We start from the raw sequence: 24,188 nt of genomic DNA on the forward strand, positions 1-24,188 counted from the left end.
AAGATTCCCCGCATGATGCGCCACTTTGTCAACGGGGAGGCGAGTAGCGTGGCCCAGCCGCTGATCGACCGGGTGTCCGCAGGCCCTGAGGGCCTCGACGCCACGGGATTGGACAGCGCGGACATCGACGCCGTGGAGGCGTCCGAGCAGGCTTCCGCCGACGAGCGGGGGGTCTCGGCCGATCTGGTCCGGGCCTACCTGAACGCGATCGGCCGGACCAAGCTGCTCACCGCCGCGCAGGAGGTCGAGCTCGCCAGGCGGGTCGAGGCCGGCCTGTACGCCGAGGAGAAGCTGACCGCCGGTGACGTCGACGACGCCGACCTGCGCAGCCTGCTCGCCGTCGTCGCCGCCGAGGGACGCGCCGCCAAGGACCACTTACTGGAGGCCAACCTGCGGCTGGTGGTGAGCATCGCCAAGCGGTACACCGGACGGGGCATGGCCTTCCTGGACCTCATCCAGGAGGGCAACCTCGGCCTCATCCGCGCCGTCGAGAAGTTCGACTACACCAAGGGCTACAAGTTCTCCACGTACGCCACCTGGTGGATCCGCCAGGCCATCAGCCGGGCCATGGCCGACCAGGCCCGCACCATCCGCATCCCGGTGCACATGGTCGAGCAGGTCAACCGGATGGTCCGGGCGCGCCGGGACCTCTCGGTGGAGCTGGGCCGGGAGCCGACGGTCTCCGAGATCGCCCGGCACCTGGGCGTCCAGGAGTTCCAGGTGATCGAGCTGATCTCGTACGACCGGGAGCCGGTGAGCCTGGACCAGGCGGTCGGTGAGGACGGCGAGAGTGCGCTCGGTGACTTCGTCGCGCGGGTCGACCCGCGCGAGGAGCCGGCCGACAGCGTCGCCGGCGGGATATTGCGCGACGAGGTGGAGATCGTGCTCGCCACGCTGTCCCAGCGGGAGCAGGCCGTGATCCGGCTGCGCTTCGGCCTGGACGACGGCCGCCAGCGCACCCTCGACGAGGTGGGCCGCGAGTTCGGCCTGTCCCGCGAGCGGATCCGGCAGATCGAGAAGGTGACGCTGCTCAAGCTGCGCGACCCGGACCGGGCCAAGCGACTGGAGGTCTACGCGAGCTAGGGCTTCCGTGATCACCGAGAGTTCGGGTCGCGATAGCGGCCACAACTCTCGGTGATCACGGGAAGCGGGGGGATCATCGGCGGCGCGGTCCGGTATCGGGCCGCGCCGCCGGCGTACCGATCTGCAGGTTGACGTGCAGCACCGACAGCCCGTCCGGCCGGGCCAGCACCGGGTTGAGCTCCAGCCGGTGCAGCTGCGGGTGCTCGTCGGCCATCCGGCCGACCCGGAGTACCAGGTCGGCGAGCGCATCGAGATCGACGGAGGCCGCGCCGCGGTACCCGGTCAGCAGCGGCGCCGCGCGCGGCGCCCGTACCAGCGTCGCGGCGTCCCGGTCGGTCAGCGGCACCGGCCGCCACGCCCGGTCACCGATCAGGTCGCTCGCGACGCCGCCGATGCCGAACCCGACGACGGGCCCGAAGGCGGGGTCCTCGGCGGCCTCCACGACACACGCCACCCCCGGCGCGACCATGTGCTGGACCGTGACCTCGACGCCGGTACCGAACAGCCGCTGCAGCTCGTCGTAGGCGCGCACGACGTCGTCGGCGTCGGCCAGGTCGAGCCGTACCGCGCCGAGGTCGATGCGGTGCCGCCACGGCGAGCGGGCGACCTTCATCGCCACCGGGAAGCCGACCTCGGCGGCGACGGCCGCGACCGCCTCGGCCGGCCCGGCGCACGCGCGGCTGGGCACCACCTCGATGCCGTAGCAGCCCAGCAGCTCGTCGGCCTCACCGAGGTCGCCGAGGGGTGAGACCGCCGAGGCGGCCAGCTCGGCGACGATCAGCCGGGCCGGGCCGGGGTCGACGTCCGGCAGCTCCGGCGCGGTACCGGTAGGTTCCCGGCGCCACGCCGCGTACGCCGCCGCGCGGCCCAGGGCGCGTACCGCCTCCTCGACGGCGGGGTAGTTGGGCACCGCGCCCGGCCCGCACTCCTGCGACGCCCACGCCGGGTCGTACGGGGACACCGCCAGGACCGGCTTGTCGCTGCCGGCCGCCTCGGCCTGGATGGCCTCGGCCAGGGCGCCGGTGGCGTCCCCCTCCTCTGCCAGCGCCGGAGCGTACGCGACGACGAGCGCGTCCACCCGCGGGTCGGCGAGCGCGCCGGAGACCGCGCTCCGGATCGTGGCGGTGTCGGCCATCGGGCCGACGTCGTGCGGGTACCCGGGGGCGAACTCCAGCGCGAACGCGGGCGCGGTGGCCTCCGCCAGGGCCCCGAGCGCGGCGGCGTTGGTGACGAGGCCGATGCGCCGGCCGGCCGGCAGCGGCTGGTCGGCCAGGAGCAGCCCGACGTCGAACAGCTCGGCGACGGTGTCGACCCGGATCACGCCGGAGTGGGCGAACAGCGCCGACACTCCCCTGGCATCCGGGCCGGGCGCGACCGCCTCCAGCGCCGGCGGCCGTACCGCGCTGGCGACCGCGACGACGGGCTTGTGCCGGGCCAGCTCACGGGCGATCCGGGCGAACTTGCGCGGGTTGCCGAACGTCTCGAGGTACAGCAGCACCACGTCGGTACCGGTGTCGTCGCGCCAGTACTGCAGCAGGTCGTTGCCGGAAACATCGGCCCGGTTGCCGGCGGACACGAAGCTGGACAGCCCGAGGCCGCGCCGGTCGGCCTCGGCCATCAGCGCGGTACCGAGGGCGGCCGACTGGCTGAAGAAGCCGACCCGGCCGGCGCGGGGCAGCCGGGGCGCCAGGGTGGCGTTGAGGCGTACCCCCGTGTTGGCGATGCCCAGGCAGTTGGGGCCGACCAGCCGCATGCCCTGCCCGCGTACCGTGCGCAGCAGCTGGGCCTGCGCCTCCGCGCCGTCCGGACCGGCCTCGGCGAAGCCGGCGGAGACCACGACGAGGCCGTGGACCCCGGCCGCCGCACAGTCGGCGACGACGTCCGGCACCCCCTCGGCCGGTACCGCGACGACCGCGAGGTCGATCCCGCCGGGCGCCCCGGTCAGTGACGGGTACGCGCGCAGCCCGTCCACGGTCGACGCGGTCGGATGTACCGGCACGATGTGCCCGGCGTACCCACCGGAGCGCAGGTGCCGCAGCAGCGCCGCGCCCACGCCGGCGCCACGCGACGACGCCCCGTACACGGCGACCGCCCGCGGGGAGAGCAGCCGGGCGATCGACGCCGCCTCCGCGCGCCGCTCGCGCTGCCACTGCACCGCGAGCGACTCGGGCGTCGGCGCGATCGGGAACGTCAGGTGCACCACGCCGTCGGCGTACTCACGCGCGACGGAGTACCCGGCGTCGGAGAAGACCCGCAGCATCGTGTTGTTGATCGGCAGCACCTCGGCCACGAACCGGCTGATGCCCTCCTCGCGCGCGGCGGCGGCCAGGTACTCCAGCAGGACCGAGCCCAGCCCGCGCCCCTGGTGGGCGTCCTCGACCACGAACGCCACCTCGGCGTCGGCCGCGCCCGCGCCGAGCCGGTCGTACCGGCCGATCGCGATCAACCTGTCGCCCAGCTCCACCACGAACGCCTCCCGGTCGTGGTGGTCGACGTTGACGAAGTACTCCAGTTCGCGGGGGGAGATCCGCGGGTACGGGGAGAAGTAGCGCAGGTACCGGGTGCGCTCGGAGAAGCGGGAGTGCAGCGCGACCACGGCCGGTCCGTCGTCGGGCCGCATCTGGCGGACCCGGGCGGTCGACCCGTCGGAGAGGATGATGTCCGCCGACCGGGTGCTCCTGTCTGGCATCGGTTCAGTCCCTCGGGTCGGCCGGGTCCAGCCCGAGCAGCGGGAACACCGCCTGGCGGGTCGCGAGGATGGTCCGGTCGATCGCGTCCGGCGTCTCGAACCCCGGCGACCAGGGCAGGTACGCCGGGTTGACCCCGTCGGTCATGGCGTCGGGGCAGCGGCGGCCCGGGCACCGGTCAGCGACGAGCGCCCGCCAGCTCGCCGGGGTGGGCAGCGCCGGGTCCAGCGCATCGCCGGTGACCACGGCCAGCAGGTGGGCCCAGGCCCGGGGTACGGCCTCGACCAACGCGTACCCGCCGCCGCCGGTCGCCACCCAGCGGCCGTCGCACAGCTCCTCGGCCAGGTCGCGGAGCGCGAGGTAGGTGGCCCGCTGCCCGTCGACGGTCAGGTGCAGGTCGGCCAGCGGGTCGAGCCGGTGCCCGTCCGCGCCGCACTGGGTGACCAGGATCTGCGGCCGGAAGCAGCGCAGGGCGCTGGGCACGACCGCGTGGAACGCCCGCAGCCAGCCGGCGTCGCTCGTACCCGGTGGGAGGGCGATGTTGACCGAGGTGCCCTCGGCGCCCGGCCCGCCGGTCTCGGCGGGGAATCCGGTGGCGTACGGAAACAGCGTGAGCGGCGTCTCGTGCAGGCTGATCGTCATGACCCGGGGATCGTTGTAGAAGATCTCCTGTACCCCGTCGCCGTGGTGCACGTCGACGTCGACGTACCCGACCCGCTCCGCGCCGAGATCGAGCAGGCGCGCGATCGCGACGGCCGGGTCGTTGTACACGCAGAAGCCGGAGGCGTGGTCGGGCATGGCGTGGTGCAGCCCGCCGGAGATGCTGACGGCCCGTCTGGTCTCCCCGCGCCACACCGCCTCGGCAGCAGCCAGGGTCGCGCCGGCGACCAGGGCACTCGCGTCGTGCATGTGCGGGAAGACCGGGTTGTCCGGGGTGTTGAGCCCGTGATGCGAAGCCCCGACCGTGGCGGTACGCACCGCGTCGAGGTACCCGGGCGTATGTACCCGCAGCAGGGCGGCGTCGTCCGCGGGCGCCGGCGCCTCGAGGCGTACCCCGGGGCGGTCGAGCACGCCCAGGTCGCGGGCGAGGGCCATGGTCAGCTCGACGCGTACCGGGTTGAGCGGGTGCTCACCCATGTCGTAGCCGAGCAGCGCCTCGTTCCAGACGACCGTCGTGTCGGTCACGCCTGCTCCTCCCCGGTCGCCACCGGCCGCGCCGGGTCGGTGATCCACTCACTCCACGAGCCCACGTACAGGGCCGGCCGGAATCCCGCGAGGGTCAGCGCCAGGACGGACTGGGCCGCGCTCACTCCGGACCCGCAGTATGCGGCCACCGGTTGATCTTCGCGTACGCCCAGGCCGGCGAAGCGTTCCCGCAGCTTCTCCGGCGGGTGCAGGCGGCCGGAGTCGTCAACGGTCCCGCCGGCCGGCGCGTTACGGGCGCCCGGTACGTGACCGGCGACCCGGTCGACCGGCTCGGTCTCGCCCCGGAAGCGGGCCGGTACCCGGGCGTCGAGCAGCACCCCGTCGGCGGCGACGGCCCGGGCGCCGGCGGCGTCGACGACCGGCATCGAGCCGGCCGTCACCGTGACGTCGCCGGGGGCCGGCGTCGGCTCCTCCGTCGTGGTGGGGCCGCCGGCCGCGACCCAGGCGGCGTACCCGCCGTCGAGCACCCGCACGTCGGTGAGGCCGGCCCAGCTCATGATCCACCAGGCGCGGGCGGCGGCTCCGGTCGGTGGGGCGCCGCCGGCGTCGTACACGACGACCGGATGTCCGGCGCGGACGCCGAGGCGGCGCAGCGCGCCCTGCAGCTTCTCCGGGGCCGGCAGCGGGTGGCGACCACCGCGGCCGGGCGGCCCGGCCAGCTCCGCGTCGAGGTCGAGGAAGGGGGCGCCGGGCAGGTGGCCGGTCTCATAGTCCGCGCGGCCACCGCCGGTGAGCGTCCAGCGCACGTCCAGTACGGTCGGCGGGTCGCTGCGGGCCAGCTCGCCGCGGAGCCCGGTGACGTCGACGAGGTGTTGCCGGTCGGTCATGAAGCCAGTCTGTCTTACCCAACAGGTAACATCGACAGACGGGAGGGCGCGTTTTGAACGAGCTGGTCGACACTACGGAGATGTACCTCCGCACCATCCTCGAACTCGAGGAGGAGGGCGTCGTGCCGCTGCGTGCCCGCATCGCGGAGCGGCTGCGCCAGAGCGGTCCGACGGTCAGTCAGACCGTGTCGCGGATGGAGCGCGACGGCCTGCTCAGCATCGAGGGCGACCGGCATCTGGTCCTCACGGACACCGGGCGCTCGTACGCCGTCGCGGTCATGCGCAAGCACCGCCTCGCCGAGCTGCTGCTGGTCAACGTCATCGGGATGCCCTATGAGGAGGCCCACGAGGAGGCCTGCCGCTGGGAGCACGTGATGAGCGACGCGGTCGAGCAGCGCGTCTACGAGCTGCTCGGACGCCCCACCCGCTCGCCGTACGGCAACCCGATCCCCGGGCTCACCGAGTTCGACGGCACCCCGGTGAGCGCGCCGGTCGGCGACAGCGAGCGCAACCTCGCCTTCCCGGGCCTGGCCGGGCCGGTGGTCGTCAGCCGGATCTGCGAGAGCGTGCAGACCGACTCGGACGTGCTGCGCCAGCTGCACGCGGCCGGCATCGACCCCGGCGCGCACGTGACCGTGGCGCAGGAGCGGGACGCGGTGCGTGTGGACCGGGGCGGCGAGGAGATCCGGCTGCCCCGCGAGGTGGCCTCGCGGGTCTTCGTCCTGGGCGCCTAGACGGCGCTCTCGTCGACCTTCTTCGCCAGCGCGGTCACCTTGGGTACGAGCGCGGCGGCGTCGGCGGCGGGTACCTCCGGTGCGCAGCGGTACCGCAGCACAAGGAGCCGGCCGTCACCGGTCAGCCAGCCGACCTCCACGCCCGGTCCGGCGCCCTGGCCGGCCGGCCTGAACACGGAGTATCCGGCCTTGCCCAGCCCGGCGACGGAGGTCGACCCCTTGGGCACGACGGTCGATCGAAACACGGCCGTGTCCACCTTGACCGAGGTCACCGCGAGGGTGACGTCCGGGAAGCTGCCACCCCTCGTCTGCAGCGCGCAGGTGACCGTGTCGCCGGCCGCGCTGGACGCGGCGAGGTCGAAGGACGTCCCGACGGTCTGCTCGACGACGTCGTACTCCACCATGTAGCAGGCGCCACCGGCGGCGGCCGCCGGCGCCCGCGACGGCGCCGTGGACGCGGCGAACCGCGCTTCGGCCCGCTCGTTGCCGCAGCCCGCGGCCGCGGCGAGCACCGCCAGCAGCGAAACCACGACGGGTGCGCCGGACCGGATTCCCGGCCATGGCATGGACATCGATATCTCCCCTCCGCCGAGGCACCACCGTACGGGTGGATCGGCGGTCGTGGAAGCGGTCGTCCCGTCACAATGACGGAAAGAAGCCTCAGACGGGCAGACCGGCCGTGATATAGCGGGCGATCTCCAGCGAACTGGTGGCCGCCGGTGACGGAGCGTTGAGAACGTGGACCTGTGCGCCGTGGCGCACGATCAGGAAGTCGTCGACCAGTCCCCCGTCCGGCGCGACGGCCTGCGCGCGGACACCGGCCGCCGCGGGCAGGAGATCGTCCTCGCAGATCTCCGGTACGAGCCGGGCCAGGCTGGCCGCGAACCGGCGCCTCGACAGCGACCGGGCCACCTCGCCCACCCCGTACCGCAGGTGTCGCCGGGCCAGCCGCCACAGCCCCGGGTACGCCACGGCGTCCAGCGCGTCGCGCAGGTCGAACGCCGACCACCGGTACCCCTCACGGGCCAGCGCCAGGACCGCGTTCGGCCCGGCGTGGACGCTGCCGTCGATCATCCGGGTCAGGTGTACCCCCAGGAACGGCAGGGCCGGGTCGGGTACCGGATAGATCAGGCCCTTCACCAGCTCCCGGCGTTCCGGGCGCAGCTCGTGGTACTCGCCCCGGAACGGCACGATCCGCGCCGGCACGTCGACCCCGGCCAGCCTCGCGATCCGGTCCGCGTGCAGGCCGGCGCAGTTGACCACCACGTCGGCCCGGATCTCCCCGGCGGTGGTGACCACGACGGTGTCGTGCAGCCCGACGACGCGCTCACCGGTACGCAGGTGCGCCCCCGCGTCGGCGAGCAACTTCGCGAGCCGGTCGCAGACGGCGCGGAAGTCCACGATCCCGGTGGAGGCGACGTGCATGGCCTCGACGCAGGCCAGGTGGGGCTCGTACTCGCGGGCCTCCTCGGCGGTGATCAGCCGGACCGGCAGGCCGTTGGCGAGGGCGCGCTCGTGCAGGGCGTGCAGCCGGGGCACCTCGTCGGCGCCAGTGGCCACGATCAGCTTGCCGCAGACCTCGACCGGGATCCCGTACTCCGTGCAGAAGCGCACCATCGACGCGCTGCCGTCCCGGCACAGCTTCGCCTTCAGGCTGCCCGGACGGTAATACACGCCGGCGTGGATCACCCCGGAGTTGTGGCCGGTCTGGTGCGCGCCGAAGCCGGGCTCCTTCTCGACCACGGTCACGGTCGCACCCGGCCGGTCGAGCACCAGCCGGTGCGCCACCGCCAGCCCGACGATGCCACCACCGATGACCACGTAACGCTTGCCGCTCACGGCTTCTCCCCGGTCAGGAACTCCTCCCAGGTCCGGCCGCCGCCCAGGTGGTCGGGGGCCAGGTGGCCGCCCTCACGGTAACCGCGCCACACCGCGCCGGGCAGCCGCACGGGGACCACCGGGCGGCGCATCCCCCGGCTGCGCAGGTAGGCGCGGGCGAGGTCGACGGTGTCGCGGACCTGGGGGCCGCCGAGGTCCGGGGCCCGCCCGAGGGCGGGACCGTCGGCGATCCGGATCAGGTGCGCGGCAGCCTCCGGCACGTCGATGGGCTGGAAGCTGGTGCCGGACGGCACCGGTACGACCGGCAGCCTCGCCGCCGCCCGCATCGACGTACGGATCAGCGGGTGGAACTGGGTGATGCGCTGGATCGTCCAGGGCGCCTCCGACCGCTCGACGAGCCGCTCCACCGCGAGTTTCTGGCGGTAGTAGCCCAGCGGTACCCGGTCGACCCCGACGATCGACACGTACACCAGGTGCGGGCGCCCGGCCCGGGCCGCGGCGAGCAGGCGTTCGGCCGCCTCGACGTCGGCCCCTCCGGTACGGGGATCGCTGGCGGCGTGGATCACGGCGGCGACCCCGTCCAGGGCGAAGTCCAGGCCGGAGCCGGTGGTCAGGTCGCCGGTGGCCCAGTCGAGATCGGGAGCGACGTCGGCGGGTCTGGGCCGCCGGCTGAGGACGCGTACCGGTCGGCCGGCGTCGCGCAGCCGGCGGACCACGACGGACCCGAGCGTGCCGGTGCCACCCGTGACGAGGATCGGTCCGTCGATGGTCATCGCGCCTCAGAATGCCCTACGCGCGTACGGTTTGTCAGCCCTGACCGAGGGCGGAGTGCTACGGCCGGCCGAGCGCGATCCGGGCCACGGCCCGCAGCGAGTCGGAGCCGGGTACGAAGTAGCCGTCGTGCTCGACCACGTTGCCGACCGGCAACGGCCGGGCCCCGAACGCCGCCTCGAACGGCAGGGTGCCGTGGCCGGCGCCGAACAGCCGGATCCCGGGTACGTCCCGGGTCCAGTCCGAGCGGGTACTGCCGGCCCACACCCGGGCGCGGGTCCGCAGCTCGGCGGCCCGCTCGACGCCCATCCCCGGGCTGCCGAGCGCGACGATGTCGCCGACCCGCCGCCCCAGCGACGGCGCCGCGAGGCCCGCGACGACCGAGCCGTAGCTGTGCCCCACCACCGTCACCGCGGCCGACGGGCGGTACACCCCCAGCCCGTCGACGAACCGGCTCAGCGCCGCCGCCCCGAGGCGGGCCCGCTCCTCGCGTACCGCCTCGCGCCCGATGCCGTCCGGCGGGTCGTAGCCCAGCCACGCGACCACCGCGACCCGGGCCGTGCCGTCCAGCGACCGCATCTGCTGGTAGAGCTGCCGCGCCTGCCAGGCCGGGGCCCTGCGCTCCCGGCCGGCGCAGCCGCGGTCGAAGTTGGCCAGCCGGTTGCTCAGGCCGGGTACGACGACGGCGATCCGGTCGGCGGTGGCGAGGTCACCGATCACCTCGGCGACGTGGCCGTTGCCCCGCCGGTCGTACTGGATCAGGTGACGCTCCGGCGACCAGGCCGAGCGGCGGGTGTTGACCTGAAAGCGCAGGTCCAACGGGACGCCGTCGAGGTTGCCGACGATCTCGGGGTACCGGTCGGCCAGGGCGCCCCGCCGGCCCGGGTCGAGGTGGGCGAAGAAGTGGGCGATCCGCTCGGGCGGTGCCCGCAGCGGGTCCGGCAACGGCTGGCCCGCGCTCCGGTCCGCGCGCCACGCGGCGAGGCCCGGCACGGTGCCGCCGGCGGCGGCCGCCGCCGGTTCGGCCGGCCCGAACACCCAGCCGCTGAAGCCGACGACCACGGCCAGGGCCGTGGTCGCCACCTCGCGGGTCAGCCGGAGCATCAGGCGCCGGGGATCGCCGGGCACTCGCATTCATCGCCTCCTGGAATCGGGCATTTCATGTCCGATTTACGCGGCCACCGCTACCAGGGTTCGAGATCGTCAGGCTCGAACGCGGGCTTCCGGGAAGCACCAAAGAGCGACGCACCTGCTCCCACCCTCGCGGAGGCACCAGCGGCCGGCGAGCGGGAGGTCGGTCGACACCCGCAGGAGGATATTCGACGTTTTCCGGATCATCCACACCGCTAGCGGCGGGATCGGGCACCCCCGGCCGACGCCGGCCGCGAGCGCGCCGGAGGCCGGCGGGCCGGCAGGTCCGGTTCGTCCTGCTCCTCGGCGTTCTGCTTCTCGTCGTCCTGCTCCTCGGCGTTCTGCTCCTCGTCGCCCTCGTATTCGTCGTCGTAGTCGTCGTAGTCGTCGTACTGGTCGTCGTGATCGGGGTCGTGATCGGGGTCGTCCGGGTCCGGGCGGCGATCGCGGGCGCCCCCCTCGACTGGATCACGGCGCTCCCGGTCGTCGTTGTCGCCATCCTCCGGTTGCCGGATGACCTTGCTATCGCGGATCTCACCGCGCCACGACCCGGTCGCCTCGCCGTTCATCGTGACGAACCGCCGGAAATGCTTGAGATCCAGGCGGGCACGACGGCCGCCCGCGCGCCAGAGGTTGCCGGTCTTCTCGAAGAAGCCCTGCGGGTAGTACTCCATGACCAGCAGTACCCGGGTCAGATCGTCCGCGAGGGGGTGGAAGGTGATCACCCCCTTGGTCGAGCCCTTGGCGCCCTCACTCGTCCAGACGATCCGGCGGTCGGGGATCTGCTCCTGGACGACGGCCTTCCACGTACGCCGGGACTTGAACACCTTGACCCGCCACGTGGTCTCGGTGTCGCTGGTCCGTTCGACCCCCTCGACACCCTTCATGAACTTCGCGAACTCCCCGTACTGGGTCCACTGGTTGAAGACCACGTCGACGGGCAGCCCGATGTCGATGTCCTCGCTGATGTGCGTCACCTTCGGCTTCCCGCCGCTCCGGCTACCACCCCGAAGGGCCGACGCCACCTTCTCCTTCAGGCCGGCCATCGCCGCGCCGACGCCGGCGCGCAGCGGGGACTTCCCTTCGGCTATCCCGCGCGCCCCGGTCAGCGCGGCCGCCAGGCCTCCGTTGTCGGCACTGTCGGTCAGCCGTTCGGTGAGGTCGTCGACCAGGTGGGTCGCTCGCGCGAGCGCGTACCTGCCGGCCTCCTGCCCGAGGCGCGCGATGGCCGGGTTGGCGCGCAGGGCCCGTCCGAGTTCGGACAGGCCGGTACCGGTCTCGCTCATGCCACCTCACCGCCTCGCTGCGCGCTGCGGCGGCGGCCCGGTTCGCGGCTTCGACCGGATTCCCGGCTGCGAGCCGGTTCGCGGCCCTCATCGGCGGGGCGCCGGGCCGGGGCGCGCCGCGCGGCCTTCGCCGGGCGTCCGGCCTTGCGGGGCGGCTCCGGCTCGTCCGGTTCGGCGTCGTCGAGGCGCGCGTCATCGTCACGGCCTTCGTCGTCACGGCCTTCGTCGTCACGGCCTTCGTCGTCACGGCCTTCGTCGTCGAGACCCGCGTCAGCACGCTCGTCGCGGCGGTCGTCGGCGGTCGCGCCGACTGCCGGGAGCAGCTGCGATGTGCGCTGCTGGAGCGAGTCGGCGAGGGCGTTCGTACGCGATTCGATGGTCGCGGTGACCGCGCGCCCGGCCGCCGCGAGCAGCGGACCACGCACCTGCCCCGTGATCTTGGCCAGTTCGGGCGAGGTCACGAGGCGCATGAGAGCGTCCCGGGTGTTGTCCATCCGCTTTCCGCTCAACCAGAGCGCCAGCCCGATCGCGGCTTTGCCCTTCTTCGTGCGGCCGAGCAGGTAACCACCCACAACCGCCGCGCCCAGCTTCACGCTGTCCTTCACTGTCCGTCTCCCTTCCTCAGCCCAGCCGTCACCAGCTCCACCGCCCTGCGGGTGCCTCCGATGGAGGCCGTATCTCGCCTCCGATGAAGTCGAAGGCGGGAATTGGTCCCACATACTCGAGGTCGTAGTCCTCGCCGAGCTCGGCCCGGACCTGCTCCAGCGCCTCGTCGAAGTCGCGGAGCCGCTCGGCCGCCACCAGAAAGGCGTGGCTCGAACGCGTCACGTCGTCAGAAAGCCGGACGCCGTACGACACCGCGAGAGGGCCGAGCCTGTCCACGATCCGGTCATTGATCTCGGCCCGGCGGGCATCCAACGCATGGCTGATCTCCTCACCGATCCCGATGCGGAGGTCCAGCGCCTGGCCGTTACCGCGGGCCCGGGCCACCAGGTCGCGCAGGCGCGGAGAGTCGGCGACGACGCGCCGGATCTCGGCCTCCTCGTCGGCGGACACCTCCACCCTGAGCTCGACCAGCCCGTCGAGCTCGTCGAGGCGGCCGGCCACGAACTCGGCGTCCGGGTCGAGGATCTCCTCCCGTACGGCGTCCTCGTCCGGTGCCACGGTGCCGAACCGGACCGGCAGGACCGGGCCGTCCCGCAGGAGCGCGGTGAGGACGTCGAGGTATGCGACCGCGTCGGTTTCGTGCAGCTCGGTGGCTGTCGCGTCGCTCACGACGGCCGCGACCTCGCCCGAGCGGACGAGCCGGACCGCGGCGGGCGGCTCACCCACGCCGGTCAGGTCGCGCGGATCGGGGTGCCCGGCGCGTACGAGGCCGTAGACCTGAACAGGCATCTACTCCTCCCCCCGTCCACCGCGCCGGCCGCCGGGCGCCCGCCGTCCCGAGGGTGCCCGCCGGTGATCGTCGTCGTCATCGCCGCCCAGGAAGGCGTCGGCGGCGTCGCTGAGCGTGTCCTTGATCCCGCTCAGCGCGCCGCGCGTCTTGTGCCGCGCGGCACCCTCGCTGACGCCGTTGGTGATCCCCTGTACGAGCCCCGGCAGGCCGGTGACCTGACCTTCGGGCTGCAGGTCCAGCCGGTTGACGGCTTCGGCGAATCGCAGGTACGTGTCGACGCTGGCGATGACGATGCGGGCGTCGATCGTCAGCAGTTCGATACCGACGAGGGAGACGCGCACGTACGCGTCGATGACGATGCCCTTGTCGAGGATGAGTTCGAGTACGTCGGCCAATCCGCTCGGTCGCGGGGCGCGCGTTACTCCTGAATACGAACTGATTGTTGCCACCTCTTTCGGTTCTCGGAGGTCAACCCTTCTCGGCCGGTGGTGACGGTTCGGTCACCACCAGCCGATCCAGATCGGTGTTGGACAACCGGATGTCGTCCGCGGAGATGTCGAAGATCTCGCGGAGCTCGGTGAAGCGTTGTTCGAGCGCGAGGAGGGCCTGACCCAGCCGTTCGACCTCGTCGTCGGTCAGCGAGCCGGCGTCCACCCGCCGCAGCGCCTGGCGTTCCAGTAGCTGGCGGACGATCTCCAGGAGGGCGATCACGAGCCGGCCGAGGCCGCGGCCGGCGTCCTCCGGGTCGATGTTGAACCGCAACGGGTTCTGCGGATTCCACAGCGTGGTCATCGGACCTCCGTGCGGTCGGCCGGTTCGTCGGCCGGTTCGTCGGCCGCCAGGCGGTCCACCGCCGCGAGCAGCAGCCGCGCGTCGAGGCGGATCAGATCGATGCCGGCGAGCCCGATGACGATGTCGCCGGTGACGACCGCGCCCTTGTCGATGACCCGGTCCAGCAGGTCCACCAGGTCGTTGGTGCCGACACCGTGGGCGGGCAGTGCGGGAGGTTCACTCATCTGCCGTCACCTCGAGGTCAGCGACGGTGAACGAGTACGGTGGCCACGGCCCGGTGACCCGCAGGACGAACCCGTCGGCCGCCAGCCGGTCCCCGCACCGGTCGAGCGCCGCCACGAAACGCGACTGCTCGTCACGGCGTACCAGGTAGGCGCGGTCGAGCAGGAGACCCTGCTGCCCCCGGCCAGGCACCGTGTCAGCGGCCAGCTCACCCAGCGCCGCCTCGGTCTGCGCGACGAGTTCGAGCGCCGCGCGGCGGCGCTGCTCCAGACGCTGGAAGTGCTGTCGGCGCCGCATCAGGTACGCGGTGCCGGACTCGGCGGTCGGGGTGTCATCCGGGTCGGCCTGGCCGGCGCCGCCCTCCCGGACCGTGACGCCCCACTCGTCGCAGCCCGCGACGTGGGTCAGGCCGGAACGCAGCGCGGCCGCGCGGGAGCCCAGAAACCGGTACGCGGCCTGCCGGTCCGTCACCACGGTCCCGATCCGGAACGGAAGCGTCGCGCCGGCCGACGCGGCGACGGCACGCACGACGAGGTCGTGGCGCTGCGCCAGGTCACCCACCAGCCGCGGGTCGGCGGACTCGTCAGTGACCGCCGCCAGGTCGGCCGTCGTCACCTCGCTGACGACGAGCCCGAGGCCGTCGGCGCTGAGCACCCCGACGGGTTCGTCACCGACCCCGCGCAACGCGTCGAGCGCGGCATCGCCCGGCACGGCGGCGTACACGTACAGGGCGCGCTCGGGGGTCATGACGGCTCCGCCTGACCGAGGCTGCGCTCCAGCGCTTCCAGGCGGGAGCGCAGTTCGCGGTTCTCAGCCTGGAGCTGGTCGCGCTCCCGGGCCGCCTTCGAACTCAGTGAGGGGTCGTTCATCCACCAGTCGATCCCCATCTCCTTGGCGGTGTCCACGGAGGCGACGAGGAGCCGTACCTTCAGGGTCAGCAGCTCGACGTTCACGACACCGACCACGATGTCGCCGACGATGACCACTCCCCGGTCGAGGACGCGTTCGAGGATGTCGGCCAGGGAGCCCGAGCTCTGGCCGCCGGCGCGGGCCGGCGTGACGGCGTACTTGCTTCGTGGCTCTGGACTCATGACGCGTCCGTGGCGTTCCGCGAGAAGCGACGCAGTCGCTCGTACGAGGTGATGTGCCCCTCGCTGTCGGCGTCGACGCGGTAGGTGGCCATCACGCTGCTGGTGGCGGGGATGCGCTCGAGCTCTGTGACGTCGACGAGGAACGACCATCCGTCGCCGTCCGGCCTCGCGCCGGTCATGGCCATGGGATCGAGCCCGGTGAACTCCGCGAACTCGCGCAGCGCGGTCCGTGCGATCTGGGCCAGCGTGGCGACGCGGGGCTTTGATTCGTTTCCGCCTATTTCTTGGGGATCGTGCCGTGGTGTCGCCATGCAGACTGATATTGCCTAAACGCGCAGTCGGCAATCATTAATACGATGTGTTCAATAGCATATTGACTTGTCCACTTAGTACTAATGGTGTATAGAGCGTACACACATCGCTACGGTTCGTGTATCCACAGTCGACAGATCGTGGTGTCGCGCATGACCCTGGCGCGGGCTCACGCAGTACTGCGAGGTGTCAGCGGGTCGTCTGGTTGATGGTGCGGACCCGGTCCATCGCCTCCTCGACCTGTCGGCCGAGTCGTTCGACAACCTGGCGTTGTTGTTCGGAGGCCTCGCGGACGCCGGTTGTGGTGTGGTCGATGGCCGCTATGCCGTCAGTCATGGCGGTGATGGCCGCCGACACGGTGACCATCTGCCCCTCCAACTCCGCGAGCATCGTCGTGATGTCCCCAGTGGACTGCGACGTGGTGGTGGCCAGCGCCTTCACCTCGCCGGCGACGACCGCGAACCCGCGACCCGCCTCGCCGGCGCGCGCGGCTTCGATCGTCGCGTTGAGCGCAAGGAGGTTGGTCTGGGTGGCGACGCCCGCGATCAACTCGGCGATGCCACCTATCCGGCGGAGGCTGGCGGTGAGGTCGGTGACGAGCTGGTCGGCCTGACGGGCCTCGTCGACCATTCGTTGGGTCGCCGCGTGAGCGGTCTCGACCCGGTCGTCGATGTCGAGCGTCGTGGTACGGGCGGCGTCCACCTGCCCGACCACCTCGGCTAGCCGATCGCTGACGAGCGTCGTGGTCTGCGTGATCGCGTGCTGCGCCTGCTCGCGCGTCTCCTGTTCGAGGCGCTGCCGCTCGCTGAAGGTGCGGGCGAGTTCCTCCTCGCGGGTGGCCTGTTCGGCCTGAAGCTGGGCGTCTTGCGCGGCCATCGCGTCGAGCATCTGGTCGATCGCGGCTGCCAGTGCCGGGATGTCGCCTTTGCCGGTCATGCCGACGCGCAGGCTCCGGTCGCCGGAGGCGATCACCGCCTCGGTCGTGCGCCGTAGCGGGCCCACCCGGGTCCGGATACCGCGGTTCACCAGCAACACGACGGCGATGATGAGGCCGACGGTGGCGATCCCCATCAATACGAAGATCTTCACGGCCGTGTCGTTGGCGACCTGGTGGATCGGCCGGTCCCGCAGCGACTCGATGACGACGGGAGAACCGTTGACCGTGGGGATCGCGGCGTCGACGGCGATCTGGTTGCCGCTCGTGGCTGTCGTGTGCACGGCGATGGTGCCGAGATTGCTGGCCAACGAGGACTGGGCCTTGCTGCCGGCACGGATACCGGCGACGTTCTTCAACGGCAGATTGACCTGCTTGCCCAGGAGGGCAAGGCCGTCGGCGCCGAGCGCTTTCAGAGCGACGAGGCTGCCGGCGGGCGGTCCGCTGCCGTCCGAGCGGTAGATGGGTGAACTGCAGAAGATGAACGGCGCCACCGAGGTGGAGACCACGCCACAGCGAGCGGTCCCGAGCGGCATATCGGTGCTGGCGAGCTTGGTCAGTACGGCCGGTGCGCCCAGGTCGGCCGGCGGCGGCGCGTACGCGTCACTGGTGGCGATTCCACCGGTATGGAGAGTGCCGTCGGGGCCGACACCGAACAGCGCGTCGATACCGAGGGTCTTGTGAAGCTGGTCGGCCGGCAGGTCGGAGCTGAAGCTCTCCCGGTCGGAGGCGGCGACCTCGTCGTAGGTGTTGTCCCACTCCGCGTTGACGACCGCGTAGTTGGTGAGTACCCGAGCCTGCCCCTCCAGCGCGATGCGCAGCCGGTCCGAATCCTGCGCCACCTGGCGCGCCTCGATACCGTCGAAGGCGCTCGTTGTGATCTGCCGAAGCACCAGAAAGCCAACGGTCAGCACCAGGGCCGAGGCCACAACCGCACGCAACCTGCGCAAGATCCAGTTCACGCCGGACAATCGGCCGGATGCCGCCGACTTCGACCAATTCCGGCGTGCTTGTGGAGAGAGTTGGGTAACAACGTGTGGCTGTCGCCCCGGACGGGCATGTGACTGACATGAAGACGACGTGGGCGCCCCACGAGGAGCACGGAGACTTGTCCACGGCCGAGCGCAAGGAACTGCCGGACAGCGCGTACGCCTTCCCGGGCAAGCGCAAGGAGCCGCTGACGGACGCCTCGCACGTACGCAACGCCCTGGCCCGCTTCGACCAGGTGCAGGACGTCACCGACGCGGAACGCGACCAGGCGTTCGCCAACATCAGGGCCGCGGCCGAGCACTACGGCGTCGACGTGGCCGAGGACGACTGGCGTCAGCTGGGCACGCGGTCGCACACGCGCAATCCCGCGCACTGACGAAGATCCACCGGAGACGAAAGGGGAGCCGGGCAACGCCCGGCTCCCCCGTCACCTATGAGGCTGTCAGCTGCAGCCGCTGGTCGAGCCGCAGCCCTCGCAGACGTAGCAGCTACCGGCCCGCCGCATCTTGGTACCGCAGGTGAAGCAGAGCGGCGCGTCGGCCGCCATGCCCTGGACCAGCTCCAGCAGCTCCGTCGAGGAGTGCGCCGCCTTGGCCGGAGCGACAGCGGCAGTCGGGGCCGGCGGCTCCTCCTTGACCGGAGCCGCCGCGGCCGGCTTCTCCACCGGCGCGGACGACGCCATCTCGGTCAGGTCGACCGGCGCCTCGCCGTTCTCCTCGCGCAGCTGGGCGGTCCGCTCCGCCGCCGTCAGGATGCCCAGCTCGGCACGCTTGTCGAACGGCAGGAAGTCCAGGGCGAGCCGGCGGAAGACGTAGTCGACCACCGACGAGGCCATGCGGATGTCCGGGTCGTCGGTCATACCGGCCGGCTCGAACCGCATGTTGGTGAACTTGCTGACGTAGGTCTCCAGCGGCACGCCGTACTGCAGGCCGATGGAGATGGCGACCGAGAAGGCGTCCATCACGCCGGCCAGGGTCGAGCCCTGCTTGGACATCTTGAGGAAGACCTCACCGAGGCCGTCGTCCGGGTAGGACGACGCGGTCAGGTAACCCTCGGCGCCGCCGACCGAGAACGACACCGTCTCGCTGGGCCGCTTCTTGGGCAGCCGCTTGCGCACCGGCCGGTACTCGATGACCTTCTGCGGCTCCGGAGTCACGACCGCGACCGCGGCCGGCTCCTCCTTCTTCGCCGGCTTGGCGTTGGAGAGCGGCTGGCCGACCTTGCAGTTGTCGCGGTAGATCGCCAGCGCCTTGAGGCCGAGCTTCCAGCCTTCGAAGTAGATCTTCTCGACCTCCTCGACGGTGGCCGACTCCGGCATGTTCACCGTCTTCGAGATCGCGCCGGAGATGAACGGCTGGATCGCCGCCATCATCCGCACGTGCCCCATCGGCGCGATCGCCCGCTCGCCCATGGCGCAGTCGAACACGCTGTAGTGCTCCGGCCGCAGGCCCGGCGCGTCGACGACGTGGCCGTGCTCCGAGATGTACTCGACGATCGCCTCGACCTGCTCCTCCTGGTAACCCAGGTTGCGCAGGGCCCGCGGCACGGTCTGGTTGACGATCTGCATCGAGCCGCCGCCGACCAGCTTCTTGTACTTGACCAGCGCCAGGTCCGGCTCCACCCCGGTGGTGTCGCAGTCCATCATCAGGCCGATGGTGCCGGTCGGGGCGAGCACGCTGGCCTGCGAGTTGCGCCAGCCGTTCTTCTCACCGACCGCGAGGCACTCCTGCCACTGCTTGGTCGACTCCTCGAGGATCGTGGCGTCGACCGTGCCGAGCGCACGGATCGCGTCGTTGGCGGCGGCGTGCTTGCGCATGACCCGCGCGTGCGGCTTGGCGTTGCGGGCGAACCCGTCGTACGCGCCGACGACGCCGGCCATCTCCGCCGAGCGGCGGTAGGCGGTGCCGTTCATCAGGCTGGTGATCGCGGCGGCCAGGGACCGGCCCGCGTCGGAGTCGTACGCCAGGCCGCTGGCCATGAGCAGCGCGCCCAGGTTCGCGTACCCGATGCCGAGCTGGCGGTAGGCGCGGGTGGTCTCGCCGATCTTCTCCGTCGGGAAGTCCGCGAAGCAGATCGAGATGTCCATCGCGGTGATGACGAACTCCACCGACTTGACGAACTTCTCGACCTCGAAGGAGCCGTCGGAGCGCAGGAACTTCATCAGGTTGAGGCTGGCCAGGTTGCAGGACGAGTTGTCCAGATGCAGGTACTCGCTGCACGGGTTGGACGCGGTGATCCGGCCGGTCTCCGGGCAGGTGTGCCAGTCGTTGATCGTGTCGTCGTACTGCAGGCCCGGGTCGGCGCACTCCCACGCCGCCTTTCCGATCGCCCGGAACAGCTCCTTGGCGTCGACGGTCTCGATCACCTCGCCGTCCAGGCGACCGCGCAGGTCGAAGCCGTCACCGTTCTCGACCGCGCGCATGAAGTCGTCGGAGACGCGCACCGAGTTGTTGGCGTTCTGGTACTGGACGCTGACGATGTCGTGGCCGCCCAGGTCCATGTCGAAGCCGGCGTCGCGGAGCGCGCGGATCTTGTCCTCCTCGCGCGCCTTCGTCTGGACGAACTCCTGGATGTCGGGGTGGTCGACGTCGAGGATGACCATCTTGGCCGCCCGCCGGGTGGCACCACCGGACTTGATGGTGCCGGCGCTGGCGTCGGCGCCCCGCATGAAGCTGACCGGGCCGGAGGCGGTGCCGCCGGACGACAGCAGCTCCTTCGAGGAGCGGATGCGCGACAGGTTCACGCCGGAGCCCGAACCGCCCTTGAAGATCAGACCCTCTTCCTTGTACCAGTCGAGGATCGAGTCCATGGAGTCGTCGACCGACAGGATGAAGCAGGCGCTGACCTGCTGCGGCGAGGCGGTACCGACGTTGAACCAGACCGGTGAGTTGAAGCTGAACACCTGGTGCAGCAGCATCCAGGTCAGCTCGAGCTCGAAGACGTTGGCATCCTCGCGGCTGGCGAAGTACCCGTGCTCCTCACCGGCGGCGCGGTACGTCTTGACCACCCGGTCGATGAGCTGCTTGAGGGACCACTCGCGCGCAGCCGTGCCCACGGCGCCGCGGAAGTACTTCGTGGTGACGATGTTCGCGGCGTTGACGCTCCAGAAGGTGGGGAACTCCACCCCCCGCTGCTCGAAGTTGATCGAGCCGTCCCGCCAGTTCGTCATCACGACGTCGCGACGCTCCCAGGTCACCTCGTCGTACGGGTGGACACCCTCGGTGGTCCACACCCGCTCGACCCGCAGTCCGCGGGCGGCGGTCGCCTTGCCGGCGCCGTTGGCGCGCGCACCGTTCCCCCCGCGCGCCTTACCCGACGACGTGCGTACTGCCTCTGTCATGCCTTCCCCCACCATCGTGTGAAATGGTCCCCTGCGACGACCCGTGTGCTGTCGTCGGTGTGGTCCTCGTACTGCCTGTCTTTCCTGACGTCTCGCCGTCCTGACCCGGGCGACCGGGTTGCGCGCCGCCGCGAACGGCGCACCGCGTCAGCCGCTCACGGCTCCCGCGACCTCGTGCCCGGCCTCCCGGTCCGCTTGCTTTCGGTCCGCCCGCTCCCGGTCCGCCCTCAGCACAGAGATCTCGCGCTCGAAGTCCCCCAGGCAGTCGAACGAGCGGTAAACGCTTGCGAACCGCAGGTACGCCACCTCGTCGAGCTCGCGCAACGGTCCGAGGATGGCCAGCCCCACGTCGTGGCTGGGCACCTCGGCGGCGCCCCGCGCCCGGACGGCCTCCTCGACCCGCTGGGCCAGCACGGCGAGCGCGTCGTCGTCGACGGGCCGGCCCTGGCACGCCTTGCGCACCCCGGTGATGATCTTCGAGCGGCTGAACGGCTCGGTGACCCCGCTGCGCTTGACCACCGCGAGGACTGCCTCTTCGACCGTCGTGAACCGGCGGCCGCACTCCGGGCAGGAGCGACGGCGGCGGATGAGCTGACCGTCCTCGGCCTCGCGCGAGTCGACGACCCGGGAGTCCGGGTGCCGACAGTACGGGCAGCGCATGGTCTTCGAGCCTCTCGTGGGCGATCGCGGGCACGCCGAACACAGCGACACCTACCCAACCGGGGGCGCCACTGTGCATAACCTGTGAATGAACTGTGGGTGGTCGACCCCAACCTGTGGACGACTTACACCCATGTAACTACTACATCTAGGGGTTGACGTTAGGCGCTGCGCCGATCGTTCGCAAGTTAACTCGCCCGATGCGTTCGGGGTGTCGCGCGTCTCGTTCGTGACGCCGGGTGTCTAACGCGCGGGGAGCGATTCGGTCGCTGGTGGCGTCCGCCGCACATACGCACTCGAACAGACGTACGATGGTGTATCAGAAGTGATCACCGGTGTCGACCTTCCCGGCCGCGACACGCCGCGCGGAATCGTACAGATGTTTGAAACTGTCGGGGCGTGGCGTTACGGTCGTCCGCACATCGATCACGCACTGCGGGCCCGGGCCCCCACCCGCTGCCCAGGATGCGACAAGGGAGGATGGACGTGGCCACCGACGACCCCGCGAGCGGGCGCCCGACCGAAGGCCGGGACCCTGGTCCCGAGCATGGCGTCACCCCTGACCACACGCCTCCCCCGCGCCGCGCGGGCGCGCACAAGCGTCCCGGACGGCGCGCCCGTTCCGGCCAGACCGGTGGCCAGCCGGAGATGCGCCCCGTGGCCGCGGTCGTCACCGCGTTCCCCGACCTGGTCGCGGACGACCTGACCCAGCGCCAGCGGCGGATCCTGGAGTTCATCCGGAGCGCGGTCGACCGCAACGGCTACCCGCCGAGCGTCCGCGAGATCGGCGAGGCGGTGGGGCTGGTCTCCCCGTCTAGCGTGGCCTACCAGCTCAAGGAGCTCGAACGGAAGGGCTACCTGCGCCGCGACCCCAACCGGCCGCGCGCGGTCGACGTGCGCCCGCCGAGCGAGTTCGCCGCCGACCAGGAGGAGGCCGCGCGCGCCGCCCGGCCGACCCCGGCGTACGTGCCCATGCTCGGCCGCATCGCGGCCGGCGGTCCGATCCTCGCCGAGCAGGCCGTGGAGGACGTCTTCCCACTCCCCCGCGAGCTCGTCGGTGAGGGCACCCTCTTCCTACTCCAGGTCAAGGGCGACTCCATGATCGACGCGGCCATCTGCGACGGCGACTGGGTCGCCGTGCGCCAGCAGCCGACGGCCGACAACGGCGAGATCGTCGCGGCGATGCTCGACGGCGAGGCGACCGTCAAGACGTACCGCAAGCGCGACGGGCACGTCTGGCTGATCCCGCACAACGAGGCCTTCGACCCGATCGCGGGCGACGACGCCACGATCCTGGGCCGGGTCGTCGCGGTGCTGCGCCGGATCTGACGACGACGAGAAAATCGGGGTGGCGGTGTGACCGCCACCCCGATGTCGTTTCTGGAGGCGCTCGGGTTAGTAACGCCCGTCGCCGTAGTCCGGGTGGTAGCCCGGCTGCGAGTACTGCTGCGGCCCGGTACGCCGGTCGAAGCCGGGCTGCTCGTAGCCGGCCTGCGGATGTGGGCGCCCGCCGTACACCCTGCCGCCATCAGCGGGACCTTGACCGGGATGAGGGCGCCGCCGCCCGCCCGCGCGGGGGTCGACCGGCGGCGGCGCCGGCGGCCCGACCACGACCCGGCCCTGCTGCCGTCTCGGGTCGGGGAAGGCGGGAGGCCCGGCGTCGGGGAAGGCCGGAGGAGCGTTCGGGGCCGGGGGCCGCGGGCCGCCGCCGCCCTTCTGCGGACCGCCGCCACCCTTACCCGGGGTCTCCGCCGGGCCCGCCTCGGCCGCCGCCGCGCGCCGCGCCTTGCGGGAGCGCCGGATGCCGATCACGCCGATCACGGCCAGCAGGAGGCCCAGGACACCGACCCCGGCCACGATGTAGACCAGGTCCGACAGCGAGAACTTCTGGAACCACGAGCGGGTGTCCGCCGGCTTGTCTGCCTGCGAGCCGGCCACCGGGACGGCTTCGGCCGGCGTGGACGCCGGCTTGTACCGCTGGATCTTGATCCCCGCCTGCCCGGAGGTGGTCAGGAACGACTTGCCGTCCGCGCTGTACGCGAGCGCCTCGCCGTTGGCCTCGCCCTGCCCGTCGGCACCGGTCAGGGTGGTCAGCCGGGGCTTGCCGGTCGTGAGCGCCTTGACCACATCGCCGTCTGGCACGTCCCACTCGTACGCGTCGGAGTAGGTGCGCAGCGCGATCCGCTTACGGTCGGGCGACCGGGCCGCACCCGTCACCAGGACCCGGCCGGTCACCGAGAGGAAGTTGGGGGTGTTGGTGCGCTTGGGCTGCCACGTGCCGACCTTCTTGAGCGGTACGCCCTGCCTGTTGTTCGCCTGCAGCGGCTCGGACGGCTGGTAGATCGCCGCGGTGCCGGACGACTCCTTGGTGACGATGACCGGCGTGTCGTCCGGGCCGAACAGCACGGCCCGGGCGTCGTGCGCGCCGTCCGGGTACGAGAGGCGGTGGATGACCGGGTTCCCGCCTCCGGGCGGCACCCGCCACAGCGCGATGGTGTCCCGCCGCTCGGCCTTGTTGCTGGTGTTGTCGCCGGTGTCGGCGACCCACAGCGCACCGTCCGAGGCGACCGCCAGGTCCTGCGGGTCGCGGGCCGGGTTGTTGCCGTAGGGCACCGAGCGGCTCAACTTGCACTTGCTGTCCAGGTAGAAGATCCGCATCCCGGCCTGCTGGTCGGGCACGCTGTTGACCGCCGCGTACCCGCCGTCGTCGAGCGCGACCAGCCCGGTCAGGCCGGTCAGCCGGCTGTCGGTCAGGGTGCACACGTTCTCGCCGCCCGCCCCGGTGGCGGCGGCCGTCGGGCTGGGCTCGGCGACGGCCGGGGTCACCAGTCCGAAAACGGCAACCCATACCCCTGCAGCCACCAGCCCGACGCGTCGCATCGCACTA

At 71.8% G+C, this 24,188-nt stretch carries 24 protein-coding genes; 4 read left to right on the forward strand and 20 right to left on the reverse strand.

The annotated features are described in order from the left end of the window. Positions 1 to 12 precede the first annotated feature (12 nt). Positions 13 to 1,083, forward strand: a complete 1,071-nt coding sequence (gene sigB, locus Pme01_RS00560) for an RNA polymerase sigma factor SigB (RefSeq protein ID WP_239087930.1) — start codon at positions 13 to 15, stop codon at positions 1,081 to 1,083. Positions 1,084 to 1,156: 73 nt separating this feature from the next. On the opposite strand, the gene Pme01_RS00565 is transcribed toward sigB, so the two are convergent. From Pme01_RS00565 to Pme01_RS00575, 3 genes are read right to left on the reverse strand one after another with little or no spacing between them, the layout of a single operon-like run. Then, on the reverse strand, positions 1,157 to 3,772 hold the full coding sequence (locus tag Pme01_RS00565; protein ID WP_168113185.1) for a bifunctional acetate--CoA ligase family protein/GNAT family N-acetyltransferase: 2,616 nt from the start codon (positions 3,770 to 3,772) through the stop codon (positions 1,157 to 1,159). Between the two features lie 4 nt (positions 3,773 to 3,776). Beyond that, complete coding sequence (locus tag Pme01_RS00570) at positions 3,777 to 4,907, reverse strand: acetoin utilization protein AcuC (protein ID WP_168113450.1); 1,131 nt, start codon at positions 4,905 to 4,907, stop codon at positions 3,777 to 3,779. 44 nt (positions 4,908 to 4,951) lie between these two features. Beyond that, positions 4,952 to 5,803, reverse strand: coding sequence for a sulfurtransferase (locus tag Pme01_RS00575; RefSeq protein ID WP_168113184.1), 852 nt, complete (start codon positions 5,801 to 5,803; stop codon positions 4,952 to 4,954). A 53-nt stretch (positions 5,804 to 5,856) separates the two neighbouring features. Between Pme01_RS00575 and Pme01_RS00580 the strand changes: the two genes are divergently transcribed. Then, entirely contained in the window at positions 5,857 to 6,537 is a 681-nt protein-coding gene (locus Pme01_RS00580; RefSeq protein WP_168113183.1) for an iron-dependent transcriptional repressor DtxR, read from the forward strand. Here the strand turns inward: Pme01_RS00580 and Pme01_RS00585 are convergent. The 14 genes from Pme01_RS00585 to Pme01_RS00650 all read right to left on the reverse strand — a co-directional run bounded on the left by Pme01_RS00585 (position 6,534) and on the right by Pme01_RS00650 (position 17,252). Then, on the reverse strand, positions 6,534 to 7,109 hold the full coding sequence (locus Pme01_RS00585; RefSeq protein WP_168113182.1) for a hypothetical protein: 576 nt from the start codon (positions 7,107 to 7,109) through the stop codon (positions 6,534 to 6,536). The genes Pme01_RS00580 and Pme01_RS00585 overlap by 4 nt on opposite strands. A gap of 88 nt (positions 7,110 to 7,197) precedes the next feature. Then, a complete protein-coding gene (gene lhgD, locus Pme01_RS00590; protein ID WP_168113181.1) occupies positions 7,198 to 8,376 on the reverse strand; it encodes an L-2-hydroxyglutarate dehydrogenase in 1,179 nt (392 codons plus the stop codon). Beyond that, positions 8,373 to 9,149, reverse strand: coding sequence for an SDR family oxidoreductase (locus tag Pme01_RS00595; RefSeq protein ID WP_205863603.1), 777 nt, complete (start codon positions 9,147 to 9,149; stop codon positions 8,373 to 8,375). The genes lhgD and Pme01_RS00595 overlap by 4 nt, the downstream gene beginning before the upstream one ends. Before the next feature lie 58 nt (positions 9,150 to 9,207). Next, a complete protein-coding gene (locus tag Pme01_RS00600) occupies positions 9,208 to 10,281 on the reverse strand; it encodes an alpha/beta hydrolase (RefSeq protein ID WP_203935357.1) in 1,074 nt (357 codons plus the stop codon). 212 nt (positions 10,282 to 10,493) lie between these two features. Continuing rightward, positions 10,494 to 11,564, reverse strand: a complete 1,071-nt coding sequence (locus Pme01_RS00605) for an SRPBCC family protein (RefSeq protein ID WP_203935358.1) — start codon at positions 11,562 to 11,564, stop codon at positions 10,494 to 10,496. Beyond that, the gene (locus Pme01_RS00610) at positions 11,561 to 12,169 is read right to left on the reverse strand and encodes a hypothetical protein (RefSeq protein WP_168113180.1); all 609 of its coding nucleotides are present in this window, start codon (positions 12,167 to 12,169) and stop codon (positions 11,561 to 11,563) included. The genes Pme01_RS00605 and Pme01_RS00610 overlap by 4 nt, the downstream gene beginning before the upstream one ends. Positions 12,170 to 12,197: 28 nt before the next feature. Next, positions 12,198 to 12,959 (reverse strand): GvpL/GvpF family gas vesicle protein, encoded by a 762-nt coding sequence (locus Pme01_RS00615; protein WP_168113179.1) that lies wholly within the window; start codon positions 12,957 to 12,959, stop codon positions 12,198 to 12,200. Continuing rightward, positions 12,960 to 13,409, reverse strand: coding sequence for a gas vesicle structural protein GvpA (locus tag Pme01_RS00620; RefSeq protein ID WP_168113178.1), 450 nt, complete (start codon positions 13,407 to 13,409; stop codon positions 12,960 to 12,962). 19 nt (positions 13,410 to 13,428) lie between these two features. Further along, complete coding sequence (locus tag Pme01_RS00625) at positions 13,429 to 13,752, reverse strand: gas vesicle protein K (protein WP_168113177.1); 324 nt, start codon at positions 13,750 to 13,752, stop codon at positions 13,429 to 13,431. Continuing rightward, complete coding sequence (locus tag Pme01_RS00630; RefSeq protein WP_168113176.1) at positions 13,749 to 13,976, reverse strand: gas vesicle protein; 228 nt, start codon at positions 13,974 to 13,976, stop codon at positions 13,749 to 13,751. The genes Pme01_RS00625 and Pme01_RS00630 overlap by 4 nt, the downstream gene beginning before the upstream one ends. Next, the gene (locus tag Pme01_RS00635) at positions 13,969 to 14,721 is read right to left on the reverse strand and encodes a GvpL/GvpF family gas vesicle protein (protein WP_168113175.1); all 753 of its coding nucleotides are present in this window, start codon (positions 14,719 to 14,721) and stop codon (positions 13,969 to 13,971) included. Before Pme01_RS00635 ends, Pme01_RS00630 begins: the two co-directional genes overlap by 8 nt. Continuing rightward, positions 14,718 to 15,065 (reverse strand): gas vesicle protein GvpJ, encoded by a 348-nt coding sequence (gvpJ, locus tag Pme01_RS00640; protein ID WP_168113174.1) that lies wholly within the window; start codon positions 15,063 to 15,065, stop codon positions 14,718 to 14,720. The genes Pme01_RS00635 and gvpJ overlap by 4 nt, the downstream gene beginning before the upstream one ends. After that, positions 15,062 to 15,376: a gas vesicle protein GvpO gene (gvpO, locus tag Pme01_RS00645; RefSeq protein ID WP_168113173.1), complete on the reverse strand. Its 315-nt coding sequence runs from the start codon at positions 15,374 to 15,376 to the stop codon at positions 15,062 to 15,064. Before gvpO ends, gvpJ begins: the two co-directional genes overlap by 4 nt. Before the next feature lie 190 nt (positions 15,377 to 15,566). Beyond that, positions 15,567 to 17,252, reverse strand: coding sequence for a methyl-accepting chemotaxis protein (locus Pme01_RS00650; RefSeq protein WP_168113172.1), 1,686 nt, complete (start codon positions 17,250 to 17,252; stop codon positions 15,567 to 15,569). Positions 17,253 to 17,380: 128 nt separating this feature from the next. Between Pme01_RS00650 and Pme01_RS00655 the strand changes: the two genes are divergently transcribed. Further along, positions 17,381 to 17,677: a DUF6582 domain-containing protein gene (locus Pme01_RS00655; RefSeq protein WP_168113171.1), complete on the forward strand. Its 297-nt coding sequence runs from the start codon at positions 17,381 to 17,383 to the stop codon at positions 17,675 to 17,677. A 66-nt stretch (positions 17,678 to 17,743) separates the two neighbouring features. On the opposite strand, the gene Pme01_RS00660 is transcribed toward Pme01_RS00655, so the two are convergent. Both Pme01_RS00660 and nrdR read right to left on the reverse strand, forming a co-directional pair. Beyond that, positions 17,744 to 20,656, reverse strand: a complete 2,913-nt coding sequence (locus Pme01_RS00660; protein ID WP_239087931.1) for a vitamin B12-dependent ribonucleotide reductase — start codon at positions 20,654 to 20,656, stop codon at positions 17,744 to 17,746. 132 nt (positions 20,657 to 20,788) lie between these two features. Further along, entirely contained in the window at positions 20,789 to 21,301 is a 513-nt protein-coding gene (gene nrdR / locus Pme01_RS00665) for a transcriptional regulator NrdR (RefSeq protein WP_168113169.1), read from the reverse strand. A 480-nt stretch (positions 21,302 to 21,781) separates the two neighbouring features. Here nrdR and lexA point away from each other — a divergent pair, with 480 nt between their 5' ends. Continuing rightward, entirely contained in the window at positions 21,782 to 22,630 is an 849-nt protein-coding gene (gene lexA, locus Pme01_RS00670) for a transcriptional repressor LexA (protein ID WP_168113168.1), read from the forward strand. 66 nt (positions 22,631 to 22,696) lie between these two features. On the opposite strand, the gene Pme01_RS00675 is transcribed toward lexA, so the two are convergent. Continuing rightward, positions 22,697 to 24,181: a hypothetical protein gene (locus Pme01_RS00675; RefSeq protein WP_168113167.1), complete on the reverse strand. Its 1,485-nt coding sequence runs from the start codon at positions 24,179 to 24,181 to the stop codon at positions 22,697 to 22,699. Between the last annotated feature and the right edge of the window lie 7 nt (positions 24,182 to 24,188).

Source organism: Planosporangium mesophilum (assembly GCF_016863255.1).
Lineage (GTDB): Bacteria > Actinomycetota > Actinomycetes > Mycobacteriales > Micromonosporaceae > Planosporangium > Planosporangium mesophilum.